We start from the raw sequence: 17,241 nt of genomic DNA, 5'->3' as shown, positions 1-17,241 counted from the left end.
CACTGGGGGATGATCCCCCAGACCCCATCGACCCGCTGCGCGGCTCGTTATTGGCTTCGAGAGAAGTCATCCGTTTCCTCCAGTCCGGCGGTAATTGTTTCGGATATTCATTTCTTGGCTGACAGCATCGGCCAATGCAGCTATCTCGGCTTCGACCATCTGGGCGCTCACGCCCGATGCCGCCATTTCCTTCCAAAGCCCATTTACAAGGCGGGTCCAATACGCCTTCCCCTGCGAGTAGCTTTTGACGGTCAGGGCTTCCGCTGCTTCGTTGACGAGTAAGCGTCTACGCGAGAGCGGGAATGCATGAATGGTTGCTGGCTTGCGATTGGTGAAAAGATCAAGCTGCATCGTCGCCCCCTTTACAATGGTCTATGGTAGCGGGACCACTGTTGTCCCGACCCCCTGGACCACTGTTGTCCAGACTTACGGCGTCTAAGTCGGGACCACTGTTGTCCAGACTTAGCGGCTCGTTATTCGGTAGTTTGATGTCCTCCGGCAGCGGATTAGGTAGCGACAGAAACAGTTCTCGAACGGTCAGAAACTTGTCCCTGGAGGGACGCTTCCACTCGGTTTTCGGAACAAACAAACCGAGCGCAGTGTAAATTTGGACTTCGCGGCTCATCGTTTTGGGAGAGCAGTAACCCGCCCGTTCCGCCATTTCCTCGTTACTGATCCTGATCGAGCCCGTTGCCCATCTGACCACCTTCTTTGAGATAGCCATGATGCGAAGGCCTGCTTTCTCGCGATGGATGATTTGCATCGCAACGTCATGCCAAGCATCGAACAAATCAAAGCGCTGCTTAGCCCCTTCCGGCCAGCGGAGCTTGACGCCCTTCACGGGCTTAAATTCCCGACGTTTGCCTGACCGACTATCGTTAGCTGGGCTTATTTTCGGATCAAAACGCAAATTTGCATTCAGTGTTACTGGCTTACGTACAGCACTCAACGGTCGTACCTCCGCAAGAAGTCTTCATATGAGCGGTCGGCGTTTCGGCAAGCCCAGAGCGCCAGCCACTGCCAGCAGCGGTTACGGAATGAATAGAGGAGCATCATTGATTGAACTCCGGGCTGTGCGGATAAAGCTGCTTGAGGAATTCAAACTCCAATCGGTTCGATCGGTTAAGAACGTCGTTCCATGCGAACGAAAGGCGGTCCAGGTCATCGGGCATGATCTGCACCTTGTTCATATCGTCGTAACGGCTGGTGCTGCCGATTATGGTATCCAGCATTTCCGCCAGAATGCCGGCCATGCACTTCAGATCGTGGAACTGGTATTCGATCGCCTTGAGATTGGAAATCGTGGCGTCTGGAGTGCTCATACTGATGCCCTCTTTTCTTCCACTAGCTTTTCCCAAAGACTGAAAACGTCCCGTGCCTTTTCCTGAGCTTCGAGGATTGAAAACGAAATGGCCTCGGAACGGTCATTGCTGCAAATGAGCAACTTATCGCTGGGGAAGCGCCTAATCTTTTCGATGGGCATCCCCTCCCAAACGACCTGAAGCATGTAGAGAAACGTCTTAAGCTCGCAGATCGGCGTTTCGAGATCGTACAAGCTCGGCACTCGCTGCCTTGCTTGGTCAGGAATTTCTGTGCTATTGCTATCCATGTTCTTCATTCCTTTAGGTGGTGTGAGGGAAACATGGCTCGGCGCTGAGGCTGCAACCTCTGCCGGGCCTTTTGCTTTCTGGGTCATACCTGACCCCCGATGTTGGCGCGAAGACCCAGCATTTCAGCGAGACGCATGACCGGCACTCTCTTCACACCTCCAACCGGAATGGTTGGTATATCGCCAGCACGAGCGGCTCTATAAGAAGCATCCCGTGATAGCCCAAAGAACAACTGCCCCGCCTCTAAGATTGTGATTGTGGGTTTCGTAAGCGCTTCATCAATCGTCATCATTTCTCTCCGTTTCGTGTGTTTCGTGCACACTAAACCGAATTTACACAAAATTAACTTGACCGCAACTATTTTGTGCGCACTTTATGCACTTAATAGTGGAGATTGTGATGGCGCGGCCAAAATTGGGTGAGAGTGAAACCGAGAGGCTTCACATCAAGATTACGAAGGATGAGTTGGAAGCGATTGACGACTGGCGCTATGCAAATCGCGTACCTTCGCGTTCTGAGGCCGTCCGACGCCTTATCCAAATCGGAAACACGTTAGAACAGGTGATCCCAACAGCAACCGACCATACCGAATGGTTAGTTCAAGAGGCTAGGCAGTTGTTTGATTACGCGCTGTTGAAATCGGAGAATGCTACCGAGGAGACTAAGGCAATATTTGATTACTTTGTCGGCTACTCCGAAAATATTTTGAGAAGAAGCGAAGCTATTTATCTAATGCTTGTGCGAGAAAGTAATAGAATTGTCCCCCTTCTCGATGAAAATCGTATGTCCGAGGCACTTCAAAAGGCAGGTTCTAATGAGGATAAAATAAGCAAGATCATCGATGCGTACTCATCCGACGCCGAAATATATTCCGACGCTACAGCAATTCGCCACATAAGATCAAAAATGTCTCCGGAAGAAAGGGAGGAGCACGAAAAAATGACGCCAGAAAAACGTATGGCATACTGGACTTTAAAGATTGCCGAATATCGGAAATCGTTGCCTGCATATATTGACGATGAGGAGATCGGTGAATGAAAGGCCACATTCGCGAACGCTCGCCCGGCAAATGGGCAATTGTCCTTGATGTTCCCGATCCAGAAACGGGCAAGCGCCGCCGCAAATGGCACACGTTTCATGGAACCAAGCGCCAAGCCCAAGTCGAATGCGCCCGGCTGGTTTCCGAACTCAATGGCGGCGTCTACATCGAGCCGGACAAAACCACGGTTTCGGAATTTCTGAAACGGTGGCTTGTTCACGTCAAGCCGAGCGTATCCAGTAAGACCCACGAGCGTTATACCGAACTCTGCGAACTGAACATCAAGCCGCTGCTTGGCGATGTCATTTTGAATAAGCTCAAAACTGAGCGCATTGACAACGCGCTATCAACAGCGCTCGTTTCTGGCCGCGTAGACGGCAAAGGCGGTCTATCGCCAACCACAGTCCGACATATTCGCCGTGTGCTTGTCATGGCGCTCGGTCAGGCTGTGACATGGGAATTGCTGCCGAGGAACCCGGCCACGACATCAAAGGCTCCGAAGCTGGTAAAAAAGCCAATGAAAGCTTTTGACGCCAACCAGACAGCAATGTTGTTGCAGGCCGTCGAAGGCAAGCGCCTGCATATACCGGTGCTTCTTGCGGTAATGTGCGGAATGAGGCGTGGTGAAATTGCGGCCCTGCGCTGGAAGCATGTCGATTTCGAAGGATCGCGGATATTCGTGATCGAGAGCGCCGAACAGACGAACAAAGAAACCCGTTACAAGGAACCAAAATCCGGGAAGGGGCGCGTTGTCGATCTCCCGACCTCTGTAACCAAGGCTTTGCAGACACATCGGGCCAAACAGGCGGAAAACCTTTTACTGCTTGGAATACGGCTGAACGACGACAACTTTATCGTTGCGGACCATGAAGGGAAACCGCTTCAGCCAAGATCGCTAACCGACGCATGGCAGGACTTGATCAAAAGCAATCCAGAACTGCCTCGCATCAGGTTTCATGACCTACGGCACACCCACGCCACGCAGTTACTTGCCGCTGGCGTTCATCCGAAGATTGCCAGTGAACGCCTCGGCCACTCAACTATCGGCATCACGCTCGATCTTTATTCGCATGTCATGCCGGGTATGCAGGCCAATGCGGCGGCACAGATTGACGCAATGATCACTCGTGCTGTAGGAAAGAAGAAAAAATAAATGGTAGCAAATGGGTAGCAAACTGCTAATCTGCGCAACCATCAAACTAGAAATTATGCAATAATATCAAATATCTGGAAGGGATGCATGCCCGGTGGCATGTCCGGACTTCAAATCCGGGAGGGGCTGATAGACGGTCTCTGGTGGGTTCGACCCCCATTTCCTTCCGCCATCATTCCCGCACATCTCCAGCAAAGCTGCTTCACAACTTCGCTGGAGATGAAGAAGTTCGATCAAACGCGTTCGAGCGCGATGGCAATGCCCTGACCGACGCCGATGCACATGGTAGCCAGCGCATATTTGCCGCCGTTCAGCGACAGTTCCAGCGCCGCGGTGCCCGCAATGCGCGCACCCGACATGCCGAGCGGGTGACCAAGCGCAATCGCGCCGCCATTCGGATTGACGCGGCTGTCGTCGTCGGCAATGCCCAGTTCGCGCAGCACGGCGAGGCCCTGCGAAGCGAACGCCTCGTTCAGCTCGATCACGTCGAAAGCATCGGGCGCAATGCCGATACGGGCGCTGAGCTTCCTGGTTGCCGGAGCCGGGCCGATGCCCATCACACGCGGCGGCACACCAGCCGTCGCGCCACCCACAACGCGGGCGATAGGCGTGAGGCCATATTTCTTTACCGCCGCTTCGGAAGCAACGATCAATGCGGCCGCACCATCATTGACGCCCGACGCATTGCCCGCCGTGACCGTGCCGCCTTCGCGGAAAGGCGTCGGCAGCTTGGCCAGCGCTTCGATGCTGGTGGCACGCGGATGCTCGTCCTTGTCCACGACGACAGGATCACCCTTGCGCTGCGGAATGGTGACCGCCACGATTTCCTTGGCCAGACGGCCATTGGCCTGCGCCTCAGCGGCCTTGTTCTGGCTGCGAACGGCGAAAGCATCCTGATCGGCGCGCGAGACCTTATAGTCTTCGGCAACGTTCTCGCCGGTTTCCGGCATGGAATCGACGCCATATTGCTTCTTCATCAACGGATTGACGAAGCGCCAGCCGATGGTGGTATCGAAGATTTCCGCCTTGCGCGAAAAGGCGCTATCAGCCTTTGGCATGACGAAAGGCGCGCGGCTCATGCTTTCCACGCCACCGGCAATCATCAGTTCCGCTTCGCCTGCCTTGATCGCGCGGGCAGCGGCGACGACCGCATCCATGCCCGAACCGCACAGACGGTTGATCGTGGTGCCAGAAACGCCAACCGGCAGACCGGCCAGCAGCAGCGACATACGCGCGACATTGCGGTTGTCTTCGCCTGCCTGATTGGCCGAACCGAAGATGACATCATCGACGGCTTCCCAATCGACCGACGTGTTGCGCGCCATGAGTGCTTTCAACGGAACGGCACCGAGATCGTCGGCACGGACTGCAGAAAGCGCGCCGCCATAACGACCAATGGGAGTACGGATATAATCGCAAATATAGGCTTCGGTCATGACAGGCCTCACAATTCTGGAACAACGAGATCGGCGACAGGGCCATCGATATGCAGCTTAGCGCCGGTCATAGCCTGTAGCTCTTCCAGTGTCATCGCGGCAAGCTTTTCGCGCAGCACAAAACGGCCCTTATCAACGTCAATCACCGCATGGCTGGTGTAGATGCGCGTGATGCAGCCGACGCCCGTCAGCGGAAAAGCGCATTTTTCCACCAGCTTCGGCTCGCCCTTTTTGGTGACGTGCTCGGTGATGACCACCACCTGCTTGGCACCATGGACGAGGTCCATCGCGCCGCCGACGGCAGGCACACCCTTGGCGCCGACGCGCCAATTCGCGAGATCGCCGTTTTGCGCAACCTGATAGGCGCCGAGGATCGCCACATCGAGATGGCCGCCGCGCACCATGGCAAAGCTGTCGGCATGGTGGAAGAAGGCAGCACCTGGCTTCAGCGTAACCGCCTTTTTGCCTGCGTTGATGAGATCCCAGTCTTCCTCGCCTTCCGGCGGCGCTTCGCCGAAATCGAGAATGCCGTTTTCGGTGTGGAAGATCGCCTCGCGGCCTTCCGGCTGATAGCGGGCAACCATTTCAGGAAAACCAATCCCAAGATTCACATAAGCGCCATCGGCAATATCTTGCGCCGCGCGCCAGGCGATCTGGGCGTTGGAAAGCTTGATGTCCTCACGAGTATCGACGGTCATACGTAGGCCACTCCTGCCCGAATGAGTTCTTCTTCCTGCTGCGGGTTTGTAACCTCGACAATGCTGTCGACGAAGATGCCCGGCGTGATGATGTTCTCCGGCTCGATGCCGCCGAGCGGCACGATCTGCGACGCCTGCACGATGGTCTTGCCGGCAGCCATGCACATCAGCGGATTGAAGTTGCGCGCCGCCATGCGGTAATTGAGATTGCCGTGAATATCAGCCACGTGCGCCTTGATCAGCGCGAAATCGGCCTTCAGCCAGCGTTCCTGCACATAAGAGCGGCCATCGAATTCAGCGATCACCTTGCCCTCGGCAAGCTCAGTGCCATAGGCAGTTGGCGTATAGAAGGCCGGGATGCCAGCGCCACCAGCGCGGATGCGTTCGGCGAGCGTTCCCTGCGGAACCAGCTCAAGCTCGATTTCACCAGCCAGATATTTGTCCGTGAAGGCGCGCGGATCGGACGAACGCGGAAACGAACAGATCATCTTCCTGACCAGTCCCGCGTCGATCATGGCGGCAATGCCGATGCGACCGTTACCAGCATTGTTGTTGATGACCGTCAGGTTCTTCGGCCCCTTGTCGATGAGCGCGTGAATGAGTTCAATCGGCGCGCCCGATCCACCAAACCCGCCGATCATCACGGTCGCGCCATCGCCGATCCCAGCAACCGCTTCCGCAAGGCTTCCTATTGTCTTGTCCATATTTTTCTCCTCAGACGACCGCAGCGCCAAACTCGGGCCGGGCAGTACGCATGCCGAAAATTGGGGAACCGTCTTTCAAAAATGCGCTCGAGATTGAATAAAACGATGCCCCCTCGACCACAATAGTTTTGTGCGTTATGCTTACTTTGTTCGATAATCGCACAAATACGGAGATTGCCTGCGTGCAGATCAAGGATCGCGACATGATGGGCGGGCTGGCCAAAGGCCTGAAGGTTATCGAGGCTTTCACCTTCGATCATCCGAGGCTCAGCATTTCCGATGCAGCGGAGATTTCCGGTTATGATCGCGCCACAACGCGGCGCTGCCTGCTGACATTGGCCGAGCTTGGTTATTGTGCCTATGACGGCAAATATTTTACGGTGACACCGCGCATCCTGCGGCTTGGCACAGGATGCCTCGCCTCGATGCCGCTTCCGCGTATCGTGCAGCCATTTCTCGACCGCCTGTCGGACGAAATCCGCCAAAGCACGTCCGTTTCCATTCTTGATGAGACGGAAATCGTTTATGTCGCCCGTGCGGCGCAGCAGCGCGTCATGTCGGTGATGCTGATGCCGGGATCGCGATTGCCAGCCTATTGCACCTCGATGGGGCGGGTGCTGCTGGCGGCCTTGCCTCATGAAGAGGCGCTTGAAACGCTGAATGCGAGCCAGCGCATCGCCCGCACACCCCGGACGGAAACCGATCTGGCACGCATCATGGAAGAACTGGCCCGCGTCCGCGAGCAGGGCTATGCAGGCATTGATCAGGAAGTGGAAATCGGCCTGCGCTCCATGGCGGTGCCGCTGACCAATTTTCATGGCAAGGTGGTTGCGGCGCTGAATGTCGGCCTGGCTTTGACCGATGAACCGATGGCCGACGTCATCACACGTTACCTTCCCGCGCTGAAAGCGGCACAGGCGGAAATATCCCGCACTCTGCGGTAGAGAGATTGCCAGGCGCAAAACGCCGGCCTGTTTGCGACAGACCGGCGTTACGATGGTCAGTTTTCGACCACTTCCGGCAAGGGCTTGTCCACGACCATGGCATGATCGAGCACGCGTTGCAGGTTGGCGGCATGGCGGAAACTCGGCTCCAGCCCGACACCGTCAGCCACGGCACGGGCAAAGCGCTGATAGTTCGTCTCAACGATACCGGCATCGATATCCCGCCAGACCGGCGTTTCGATATCCTCGCCGATAGAACCGCGCAGGCTTGATCCGGTGGGTGTATGGAGCACTTCCAGCGCGCCCTTGTCGCCATGGATGCGCAAGCGCAGCTCGTTCAGATGGCCGGTCGCCCAGCGGCTGGCATGAATGACACCCAGCGCACCATTGGCATATTCCGCCATCATGACGAAGCTGTCATTGGCATCCAGCACATATTCGCCAATATGGTCGTTTTCCGCCTTGTCGAAAGTTTTGAGCCGAGCGGACGCCCGCTGCACATCGCTGCCGATGGCATAGGATGCGAAGTCGAGGATATGAATGCCGACATCGCCCAGAACACCATTCGACCCATGGCGCGTGGAAAGCCGCCAGAGCCATTTGCTCTCGGTCTTCCAGTCGCCCCACGTCTTCGACACCAGCCAGCTTTGCAGATAGGACGCCTCGAAGTGGCGCACCTGTCCGATTTCTCCGGCCAGCACCATTTCGCGCGCCTTCTGCAAGGGCGCAACATTGCGATAGGTCAGATTGACCATATTGACGACATTGGCCTGCTCGGCGGCATCGGCCATTTCGGCGGCCTTTTCATAGCTTTCCGCCAGCGGCTTTTCGCAAAAGACGTGCTTGCCCGCGCCGACCAGCGCCAGCGTGGTCGGGTGATGAATGGCGTCGGGCGTCACATTGGCGATTGCATCAAAACGGCCCCATTCCAGCGCATCCTCAAGCCGCGTGAAGCGGTTGTGAATGTCGTGGTTTTCCGAAAACGCATCGACGCGCTCCGCCGACACATCACAGGCCGCGACAACCTCTACGCCATGGATCGCCCCGAAGGCTTCGGCATGGTTTTTCGCCATGCCGCCAGTACCCAGAATAAGAAGACGCATCTTGCACCTCAGCGATAGCCGGCTTCACCGGCCTTGTGCAGCTTGGGTCCACGCTCGACAATCGGCTCCAGCGCTTTTTCGACCGGAACATTCGGCGCGGCGTGGATGCCCGTCCATGCCGGTTGCGGATTGTACGCCCATTTGACCGAATTGCGCAGAACGGTTTGCACATTGGCATCGTGATAGGTCGGGTAGGTTTCATGTCCGGGGCGGAAATAGAACACATTGCCCGCGCCGCGCCGCCATGTCATGCCGGAGCGAAACACTTCGCCGCCCGCGAACCACGAAATGAACACCGTTTCCAGCGGCTCCGGCACGGAGAACTGTTCGCCATACATTTCTTCGTTCTCGAGCACGAAATTCTCATCCAGTCCCTGCGCGATTGGATGGCCGCGATTGACAACCCAGACGCGCTCGCGCTCGCCCGCCTCACGCCATTTCAGCGCGCAGGGCGTGCCCATGACCCGCTTGAAGATTTTGGAGAAATGGCCGGAATGGAGCACGATCAGCCCCATACCTTCGAAGACGCGCCTGGCCACGCGCTCCACCACCTCATCGCTGACGGCACCGTGATCCTTGTGCCCCCACCAGACCAGTACATCGGTCTCGACCAGACGCGCTTCCGGCAAGCCATGATCCGGCTCCTGCAAGGTGGCGGTCGTCGCTTGAATGGCGCTGTCGGTATTCAACGCATCGGCAATCGTGTTGTGCATGCCGTTCGGATAGACCGAACGCACCGTTTCGTTGATCTGCTCGTGGATGTTTTCACCCCAGACGATTGTGCGAATAGGCACGGATATTCTCCTTGCTGCGGGCATCACGGCCCGGTTGTTTCATCTCATTGAGCTTGGGAGGTCGGCGTCAAACGGCGCGGCCCTTTTCATCGAAGCGATGAATATTGTCTCCTGCGGGGGAAACCGAGAGCGTCTCGCCGGATTTGCGCACCGCGACACCGCTTTCACGGACCACCAGCGGTTCCTCCAGGCCAAGATCGATATAGACATAGGTGTCGGAACCGAGGATTTCGGTGTGGATCACCTGACCGGTCCAGTGGCCGCCCTCGGACACAACGGCGAGATGCTCCGAACGCAAACCCACCGTATGAGCACCGAAAGGCTCGGCATGTTGGCCGGTCAGGAAATTCATCTTCGGCGATCCGATGAACCCGGCGACGAAAAGCGAGTTCGGCTTTTCGTAAAGCTCAAGCGGCGTACCCACCTGCTCCACACGTCCATCGCGCAGCACGCAGATGCGGTCGGCCAGTGTCATCGCCTCCACCTGATCATGCGTCACATAGATCATGGTGGTGTCTTCCATGCTCTGGTGGAGCTTGGCGATCTCAAGCCTTGTAGCCACACGTAGCGCCGCATCGAGGTTGGACAAGGGTTCGTCGAACAGGAAAACCTTGGGATCGCGCACGATGGCCCGGCCGATGGCCACGCGCTGGCGCTGGCCGCCGGAAAGCTGGCGCGGCAGACGCTCCAGATAGGGCGTCAGTTGCAGCATCTCCGCAGCTTTATGAATGCGGCTCTTGCATTCGTCCTTGCTTTTGCCTGCAAGCTGCATGCCGAAGGCCATGTTTTCATAGACCGTCATATGCGGATAAAGCGCATAGGACTGGAACACCATGGCAATACCGCGCTTCGACGGGGTGAAACTGTTGACCACGGTTCCGTCAATGGCAAGACTGCCGGACGTGATCTCCTCCAGCCCGGCAATCAAACGCAGCAAGGTGGATTTTCCGCAACCCGATGGACCGACAAAGACCATGAACTCACCGGGGCGGATATCCATATCCACGCCCTTGATGACATCGAAGTTGCCGAAAGACTTGCGCACATCGCGCAATTGAAGTTCTGCCATGACTATACTCCTAGCCCTTTACGCCACCCGCCGTCAGACCGGAGACAATCCGCCGCTGGAAGATGAGCACGAGGATGACGAGGGGAACCGTGACGATGACCGAAGCCGCCATGATATTGCCCCAGGGGATTTCGAACTGGCTGCTGCCGGACAACAGTGCGATAGCCACTGGCACGGTGCGCTGACCGCCGGACGAGGTGAAGGTGAGCGCGAACAGGAACTCGTTCCATGCAGAGATGAAGGCAAGCAGACCTGTCGTCACCAAGGCGGGCCACATCAACGGCATGAACACCCGCGTTATGATGACCCAAGGCGACGCGCCGTCGACGATGGCGGCTTCCTCGATCTCCACCGGCAGATCGCGCATGAAGGTGGTGAGCACCCACACCGTGAAAGGCAAAGTGAAGATCATGTAGGAGAAGATCAGCGCCAGCGGCGTGTTGAAAATGCCCAAGAAACGGATCAGCTCGAACAGACCGGCCAGCACGGCGATCTGGGGGAACATCGACACCGAAAGAATGGTGAGCAGCAGCAGCCCCCTGCCCCTGAAGCGAACCCGCGCCAGCGCATAGGCCGCCGTTATCGCCAACAGAAGCGAGATCGCCACCACAAGTGTTGCCACCAGCAGCGAATTGCCGAGACTGCGCAGAAAGCTGCCCTGCGTCAGCACGCTGGTATAGTTTTCAATCGAGAAATTGGTCGGCCAGTAATCGACCTGAAATAGCGCCGTTCCCGATTTCACACTGGTGATAATTGCATAATAGAACGGGAACACTGCAACCAGAATAATAATCGCCACAAGAAGATAGAAGCCAGCTAACTTTATGCACCGCATCTTCTAGTCTCCCCTGCTGGTGATGTTCACACGCCCGAAGAACATGTAGAGCAAGGTGATGGCAGCGATGATGAGGAACAGCATTGTCGATGCCGCCGCGCCATAGGCAAACTTGTCGAAATCGAACAGATTTTCACGCGCAAAGACCGACATGGTTTTTGTCTGCGCATTGTTGGGCGTCAGCACATAGATAAGATCGAATATGCGCAGCGCATCCAGCATGCGGAAGATGATCGCCACCATCAGCGCCGGGCGGATCAGCGGCAGCGTCACGCGCCAGAACACTTTCAGCGGATGCACGCCATCGATCCTGGCCGCTTCATAAATATCCGTCGGCACCATCTGCAAACCGGCCAGAATAAGCAGCGCCATGAAGGGCGTCGTTTTCCAGACATCGACAATCAAAACCGCGATCATTGCTGTGTCCGGATTGGCGGTCCAGGCGATTTTCTGGCTGATAAGCCCGAGATTGAGCAGGATGTGATTGAGAATGCCGAACTGGTCGTTGAGCATCCAGTGCCAGATCTTGGCCGAGACGATTGTGGGGATCGCCCACGGGATCAGGATCGCCGCGCGCACCAGACCGCGCCCCGGAAAATTGGCGTTGAGCACCAGCGCCACGATCAGTCCGAACACCGTTTCCAGACTGACCGAAAGCAGCGTGAATTTTACCGTGTTCCAGACCGCGCCCCACCATGCCGGGTCGGCCAAAAGTCCACGATAGATGGTACGGCCGCTCTTGAGCGTCACCCAGGACAGATAATTATTGAAGCCGACAAACTCTGCTGTGCCAAGGCTGGTCAGCGAGGCATTGGTGAAGCTGAAATAAATGGTTCTAAGCAGTGGCCAACCGGCCACCAGCGCCAGCACGAACAATGTCGGGGCGAGAAACACCCATGCAGACCGGATGCGCTGGCTGCGCAGATCGGAATGCACGCGCAGCTTTGACGGCGCGGCCTCCGCACGATCGAAAGAAGTCTCTGTCATGATCCAGCTCTTGGTCCTGCCCAGAGGAATATGAGCGTTCGGGTCGCCCACCTAGGGGATGGGCGGGGCTTGGGAGGACAACCCGAACGCGGCTTGATCGGTCCTTACCAGCCGGAACCTTCCAGCTCGGTCAGCTCGACCTCAAGCATTTCGAGATTCTCCGCAGCCGTTCCGTTGCCGGAGAGTGTCTTGTGAACCGCCGTCCAGAATTTTGACGACACTTCATTATACTTCACCTTCGTCGCAGCCGACGGACGCGGCACGGCATTCTGGAAAATCGGCTTCCAATTGGCCATGAAAGGCTGCGCCGCAATGACATCCTTGTCGTCGTAAAGCGCTTCGATGGTCGGCAGGCGCGAAATCTCGACCGCCTGCACCTTCTGCACTTCCGGCGAGGCCAGATATTTCACCAGAGCGATGGCTGCTTCCTGCTTGGTCGAATATTTGGACACTGCAAGATTCCAGCCGCCAAGTGTGGAGAATGGAGCATCTCCATCGGCGCCAGCAGGCAGTGGAGCAACGTCGAACTTGCCCTTCACGCCGCTATCGGCGCTGTTGCCCAGCGCATAGGCATAGGGCCAGTTGCGCATGAAGACCGCATTGCCGGTCTGCCAGACACCGCGCGATTCCTCTTCCTGATAGGCCAGCGCGCCTTGCGGCGAGATCGATCCGATCCAGCCCTTGGCGCGGTCGATGGCTGCGGCGGCCTTCTCATTATTAATCGAAATCGTGCCGTCGGCCTCGACGATCTGGCCACCGCCCGACGACTTGATCCATTCAAGCGCGTTGCAGGTCAGCCCTTCATAGGCATTGCCCTGAAAGACAAACCCCCAGAGATCGGACTTGCCGTCGGCCCGCTCCTTATCCATGATTTCCTTGGCGGTCGCCGTCATTTCATCCCAGGTTTTGGGAACCGTCTTGCCGTATTTTTCGAGAAGATCCTTGCGGTAGAACAAGGCGGGCGCATCCGTATAAAACGGCAGCGCGACCAGCTTCCCATTGACGGTCTGCGATGCAATGATCGATGGGAAATGCGCAGCAGTAACATCCTTCGTTGCCTCGGTGAGGTCAACAAACTGGTCGGACAATTGCGGTGCCCAGACCACATCGGTCTGATAGACGTCGATATCTGCATTGCCTGCCGCCAGCCACAGGCGATACTGGCTGAACTGCTCGCTCGATGACGGCGGCATCGAAACGATATTGACCTTGTTGCCGGTATCCTTCTCGAATTTGACGATCTGGTCCTGCAAGAACTTGATGTTGTTGCCCGTCGAATTGGCAGCGAGCGAAATTTCCACCGCCTGTGCGCTGACTGTCGCAAGGCCCAAAGCCACGCAGGCCGCGAGCATTCCCTTTATTGATTTCATTGTTCCCTCCTCCCATCCATTCTGTAAGCGGTTGTTCAAAATCGAAAACGGTTTGGATAGCAAAAAGTTGCAGAGGACCGCATTTCTGTCAAGCAACAGATTCTCGCAAAATGAACAGGGTTTGGACCTCTTCATATATCTCTATATCTTTCAATATCTTGAGAAAGACACGTTCGTCGGACGATGGCCTTGCGCGCCTGACGCGAACGCGGTTTGATGCTTCTTTTTGAAACGAACTTGAAAGCGGTTTGGATTTATAGCACAATGATAATCAGCCACGTCGCTCTGCGACGGGCACGCCGATTGTTAATCGCAAGGAAGCGGCTATAATCCCGCCGCCTTGCCCGCCTCTCAACTCGACATGCCAAATGAAACTTCGTGAATTTGCCAAACAACTGGGGCTTTCAGCCACGACCGTCAGTCGTGCATTAAGCGGCTATCCTGAAGTCGCCGAGAGCACGCGCAAGCGGGTGATGGATGAAGCCGTTCGTCTCGGTTATCGCCCCAATGAAAATGCGGTCAGGCTTGCAACCGGGCGTGCCGGAGCCATCGGCGTCGTGATGGGGCGCAACAGCGAATTTCATTTTGCAGAATTCATGCGCGGCATGGCCGAGCGGCTCAGTCAGGATGAGGTGGATATTCTCGTCAGCCCAATTTCCCACAATGGTACGGATGATGAAGTTCAGATTTGCCGCCGCCTCGCGACAAGTCGCCGGGTCGATGCAATCATCGTGACCTCACCGAAGCCGAATGATGAGCGGATTCGGCTGCTGCATGAACTCGGCATGCCGTTTCTGGTGCATGGACGTTCGGAAACCGACATTCCGCATGCCTGGCTGGATATCGACAATGAAGGCGCGGTCTGTCGCTCGACGGCGCATCTGCTGGATCTTGGGCATCGCCGTGTCGCGATGATCAACGGGCGCTATGGCTTCACATTTTCGCTCCACCGCGACGAAGGCTATCGCAAGGCGCTGGAAAGCAGAGGCGTTCCCTTCGATCCCGATCTGGTGGAGCATGGCGATTTTACCGACGAAATCGGCTATCGCCTTGCACTCAAGCTCTTGGAGCGCAACCCGCGCCCGACCGCCTTTGTTGCCGGATCGATGATGACGGCGCTTGGCATCTATCGCGCGGCGCGCTCGTTCGGGCTGACCATCGGCAAGGATATCTCAGTCATCGCCCATGACGATGTCATCTCCTTCCTCAGTGCCGAAAATATGGTGCCGTCGCTGGCGGCCACGCGCTCATCCATGCGGGCGGCGGGCAAACGCTGCGCCGACCTTCTGATGGACATTCTCGACGGTCGCGCCGCGACCGATATCCACGAACTCTGGCCGGTTGAACTGATCTTAAGAGATTCCGCCACGCGGGTTCCTGAAAACAGCTGATAGAGCCAATACACAGAACATCATAGGCGAGGTTCAAGTGAATCTGGCATAATCTTCGTCATGAGACTGACAGAAGTTTCTATTAGTTAGTCGGAACAGGCGTCGTCGGGGCTGGCTATAAGGAGTTCGCCATTGACCGAAATCGAACTGAAGCTCGAAATTTCCCCTGCCGATCTCGAAAAGATCGCTCTCTCCAGCTTTTTGGGGCAGCCTGCCGCCACGCGGGAATTGCACTCGGTTTATTTCGACACTGGCGATCGCCGGCTTTTCGATAATGGTTTCACCTTGCGCATCCGCCGCTCCGGCGAGAAAACCATCCAGACCGTAAAGGCGACCGGCTCCAACGCCTCGCTTTTCGCCCGTTCCGAATGGGAAACCCCGGCGCGAACAAACACGCCCGTGTTCGACTATAACAGCCCACTTCTCAACCGCTTCGGCCCGATCGAACGCGATCTTGTCGTGCAGTTTGAAGTTGTCACCAACCGCCGCATCTGGAACCTGACTGAAGGCACCTCCAGGATCGAAGTGGCTGCCGATGCCGGAATCGTCATGGCGGGTGACAGGCAGGCGCCCTTTCACGAGATCGAACTGGAATTGAAAGGCGGCGATCCACGCCAGCTTTTCGCCCTCGCCCGCAAGGTCAACGCAATCGTTCCGGTGAAGATTGGCGTTCAATCCAAATCGGAACGCGGCTACCGTTTATTGTCGGCCATGCGCAATGCCGCCAAGGCCGAAGCAATCGGTCTGGAGCCGCGCCTGACTGCGGATGAAGGTTTCCGCATGATTGCGCTTTCCTGCTTTCGGCAGTTTCGCCTGAACGAGACCTTGCTGCTGCAAAAGGGACATGCGGGCAGCCTGCATCAGGCGCGCGTTGCCATCCGGCGGCTGCGCTCGGCGCTGTCACTTTTCAAACCCCTGCTGGATGAAAATGCAAAGCGATTTTCGGACGAATTCCGCTGGCTGGCCAACACACTCGGCGATGCCCGCAATCTGGATGTGCTTCTGCTGAAGGCCGCCGATGGAGAACTGTGGGAAAAACTGGAGACCGCCCGCAAGGGCAGCTATGCCAAAATCGTCGAAGCACTTGCGTCGGATCGCAGCCGAGCGCTGATGCTCGACTTCAACGAATGGTTGCTCTGCGGTGACTATGCCAAACATCCCGACGGTGGAAAGCCCGTCGAAGATTTTGCCGCAAAAGCGCTCGACCGGATGCGCAAGAAGCTCAAGAAGCACGGTCGCGACCTTGCTGAAATCGACGATGAACACCGGCATGAGGCTCGAAAAGACGCGAAGAAATTGCGTTATGCGGCAGAATTCTTCGCACCACTCTTTGCCGACAAGCGGGGGCTGCGCCGGTACAAGAATTTCAACAAGGCAATGGAAGCGCTGCAAGACCGGCTGGGTGCGCTCAACGATCTGGCCATCGGCCACGATGTGCTGAAACAATATGGCATTGAAGAAACGCCGGAGGCTCAGAAGCTGATCTTCCATGCCGATAAAAAACAGCTGATCGAAAAGGCGCAGACGGCGCTCGACAATGTTCTCGACGCCAAGAAATTCTGGCGCTGAAGCATAAGGGGCGCCTAATGCAAAGCCGTTTCATTTTTCGGCTTCCCGTGTTCTAACATCCTCGCGGGTGGAATGGAGGAGGACCGAAAATGAACAAAACGCCGACAGCTGATGAAAACATCTCCGCTTCGCGCCTGATCGATAAGCGCGTCGCGGAGCTTGCCGACTGGAGAGGCGAAACGCTGGCCAAAGTTCGCGCCATCATCACCAAAGCCGATCCGGCAATCATTGAAACATGGAAATGGCGCGGCGTACCCGTATGGGAGCGCGATGGCATTATCTGCACGGGCGAGACTTATAAGCAGGTCGTCAAACTGACTTTCGCCAAAGGTGCATCGCTGGACGATCCAAGCGGTCTGTTCAATTCCAGTCTCGAGGGCAATGTGCGCCGGGCCATCGATATTCGTGAAGGCGAAGAAATCGACGCCGATGCGCTCACCGCGCTCGTTCGCGCCGCCATCACGCTCAACAGCGCAAAGCCAGCCCGAAAGAAATAGGGCGGCGGAGCTTTCGCGCCGCCGCCTATTCTTCTGCAAATT

General features: G+C 56.6%; 19 protein-coding genes and 1 tRNA gene. 7 read left to right on the top strand and 13 right to left on the bottom strand.

The window, feature by feature from the left end; translation table 11 throughout:
• Positions 1-66: 66 nt before the first annotated feature.
• The 4 genes from D8666_RS14580 to D8666_RS14565 all read right to left on the bottom strand — a co-directional run bounded on the left by D8666_RS14580 (position 67) and on the right by D8666_RS14565 (position 1,696).
• On the bottom strand, positions 67-351 hold the full coding sequence (locus D8666_RS14580) for a DUF6074 family protein (protein ID WP_121538475.1): 285 nt from the start codon (positions 349-351) through the stop codon (positions 67-69).
• Positions 341-949, bottom strand: coding sequence for a hypothetical protein (locus D8666_RS14575; RefSeq protein WP_147438003.1), 609 nt, complete (start codon positions 947-949; stop codon positions 341-343). Before D8666_RS14575 ends, D8666_RS14580 begins: the two co-directional genes overlap by 11 nt.
• Before the next feature lie 103 nt (positions 950-1,052).
• Positions 1,053-1,322 carry a hypothetical protein gene (locus D8666_RS14570; protein WP_121538470.1) on the bottom strand — a complete coding sequence of 90 codons (270 nt, stop codon included), beginning with the start codon at positions 1,320-1,322 and terminating at the stop codon, positions 1,053-1,055.
• Positions 1,319-1,696 (bottom strand): hypothetical protein, encoded by a 378-nt coding sequence (locus D8666_RS14565; RefSeq protein ID WP_121538468.1) that lies wholly within the window; start codon positions 1,694-1,696, stop codon positions 1,319-1,321. Before D8666_RS14565 ends, D8666_RS14570 begins: the two co-directional genes overlap by 4 nt.
• 313 nt (positions 1,697-2,009) lie before the next feature.
• On the opposite strand from D8666_RS14565, the gene D8666_RS14555 reads away from it, so the two are divergent.
• The 3 genes from D8666_RS14555 (at position 2,010) to D8666_RS14545 (ending at position 3,974) form a co-directional block, all read left to right on the top strand.
• On the top strand, positions 2,010-2,648 hold the full coding sequence (locus D8666_RS14555) for a hypothetical protein (RefSeq protein ID WP_121538464.1): 639 nt from the start codon (positions 2,010-2,012) through the stop codon (positions 2,646-2,648).
• Positions 2,645-3,802, top strand: a complete 1,158-nt coding sequence (locus tag D8666_RS14550; protein WP_121538462.1) for a site-specific integrase — start codon at positions 2,645-2,647, stop codon at positions 3,800-3,802. The genes D8666_RS14555 and D8666_RS14550 overlap by 4 nt, the downstream gene beginning before the upstream one ends.
• 76 nt (positions 3,803-3,878) lie before the next feature.
• Positions 3,879-3,974, top strand: a tRNA-Sec gene (locus D8666_RS14545).
• Between the two features lie 61 nt (positions 3,975-4,035).
• On the opposite strand, the gene pcaF is transcribed toward D8666_RS14545, so the two are convergent.
• Genes pcaF through D8666_RS14530 form a run of 3 tightly spaced genes read right to left on the bottom strand, consistent with a single transcriptional unit; the run spans position 4,036 to position 6,640 of the window.
• On the bottom strand, positions 4,036-5,238 hold the full coding sequence (gene pcaF / locus D8666_RS14540; RefSeq protein WP_109366918.1) for a 3-oxoadipyl-CoA thiolase: 1,203 nt from the start codon (positions 5,236-5,238) through the stop codon (positions 4,036-4,038).
• Between the two features lie 8 nt (positions 5,239-5,246).
• Positions 5,247-5,936: a CoA transferase subunit B gene (locus D8666_RS14535; protein ID WP_109366917.1), complete on the bottom strand. Its 690-nt coding sequence runs from the start codon at positions 5,934-5,936 to the stop codon at positions 5,247-5,249.
• On the bottom strand, positions 5,933-6,640 hold the full coding sequence (locus D8666_RS14530) for a 3-oxoacid CoA-transferase subunit A (protein WP_109366916.1): 708 nt from the start codon (positions 6,638-6,640) through the stop codon (positions 5,933-5,935). The genes D8666_RS14535 and D8666_RS14530 overlap by 4 nt, the downstream gene beginning before the upstream one ends.
• A gap of 206 nt (positions 6,641-6,846) precedes the next feature.
• On the opposite strand from D8666_RS14530, the gene D8666_RS14525 reads away from it, so the two are divergent.
• Positions 6,847-7,584 carry an IclR family transcriptional regulator domain-containing protein gene (locus tag D8666_RS14525; RefSeq protein ID WP_371830825.1) on the top strand — a complete coding sequence of 246 codons (738 nt, stop codon included), beginning with the start codon at positions 6,847-6,849 and terminating at the stop codon, positions 7,582-7,584.
• A gap of 56 nt (positions 7,585-7,640) precedes the next feature.
• Here D8666_RS14525 and D8666_RS14520 read toward each other — a convergent pair whose 3' ends face one another.
• The 6 genes from D8666_RS14520 to D8666_RS14495 all read right to left on the bottom strand — a co-directional run bounded on the left by D8666_RS14520 (position 7,641) and on the right by D8666_RS14495 (position 13,742).
• Positions 7,641-8,687 carry a Gfo/Idh/MocA family protein gene (locus D8666_RS14520; RefSeq protein WP_109366914.1) on the bottom strand — a complete coding sequence of 349 codons (1,047 nt, stop codon included), beginning with the start codon at positions 8,685-8,687 and terminating at the stop codon, positions 7,641-7,643.
• Positions 8,688-8,695: 8 nt separating this feature from the next.
• Positions 8,696-9,481 carry a ThuA domain-containing protein gene (locus D8666_RS14515; protein WP_109366913.1) on the bottom strand — a complete coding sequence of 262 codons (786 nt, stop codon included), beginning with the start codon at positions 9,479-9,481 and terminating at the stop codon, positions 8,696-8,698.
• Between the two features lie 67 nt (positions 9,482-9,548).
• Positions 9,549-10,550 (bottom strand): ABC transporter ATP-binding protein, encoded by a 1,002-nt coding sequence (locus tag D8666_RS14510; RefSeq protein WP_109366912.1) that lies wholly within the window; start codon positions 10,548-10,550, stop codon positions 9,549-9,551.
• A 10-nt stretch (positions 10,551-10,560) separates the two neighbouring features.
• Complete coding sequence (locus D8666_RS14505) at positions 10,561-11,385, bottom strand: carbohydrate ABC transporter permease (RefSeq protein WP_121538460.1); 825 nt, start codon at positions 11,383-11,385, stop codon at positions 10,561-10,563.
• Positions 11,386-11,388: 3 nt separating this feature from the next.
• Positions 11,389-12,372 (bottom strand): carbohydrate ABC transporter permease, encoded by a 984-nt coding sequence (locus tag D8666_RS14500; RefSeq protein WP_121538458.1) that lies wholly within the window; start codon positions 12,370-12,372, stop codon positions 11,389-11,391.
• Between the two features lie 104 nt (positions 12,373-12,476).
• Positions 12,477-13,742, bottom strand: a complete 1,266-nt coding sequence (locus tag D8666_RS14495) for an ABC transporter substrate-binding protein (RefSeq protein WP_121538456.1) — start codon at positions 13,740-13,742, stop codon at positions 12,477-12,479.
• Positions 13,743-14,110: 368 nt separating this feature from the next.
• Between D8666_RS14495 and D8666_RS14490 the strand changes: the two genes are divergently transcribed.
• The 3 genes from D8666_RS14490 (at position 14,111) to D8666_RS14480 (ending at position 17,199) form a co-directional block, all read left to right on the top strand.
• Positions 14,111-15,133 carry a substrate-binding domain-containing protein gene (locus tag D8666_RS14490; RefSeq protein WP_109366909.1) on the top strand — a complete coding sequence of 341 codons (1,023 nt, stop codon included), beginning with the start codon at positions 14,111-14,113 and terminating at the stop codon, positions 15,131-15,133.
• Between the two features lie 132 nt (positions 15,134-15,265).
• Entirely contained in the window at positions 15,266-16,702 is a 1,437-nt protein-coding gene (locus tag D8666_RS14485) for a CYTH and CHAD domain-containing protein (protein WP_235858970.1), read from the top strand.
• Between the two features lie 89 nt (positions 16,703-16,791).
• Positions 16,792-17,199 (top strand): DUF1801 domain-containing protein, encoded by a 408-nt coding sequence (locus D8666_RS14480; RefSeq protein WP_109366907.1) that lies wholly within the window; start codon positions 16,792-16,794, stop codon positions 17,197-17,199.
• The last annotated feature ends 42 nt before the right edge of the window (positions 17,200-17,241 follow it).

It is taken from the genome of Ochrobactrum soli (genome assembly GCF_003664555.1).
Classification (GTDB): domain Bacteria; phylum Pseudomonadota; class Alphaproteobacteria; order Rhizobiales; family Rhizobiaceae; genus Brucella; species Brucella teleogrylli.
The sequence above is the reverse complement of the archived record's forward strand: the minus strand, read 5'-3'. Positions and strand labels throughout refer to the sequence as shown.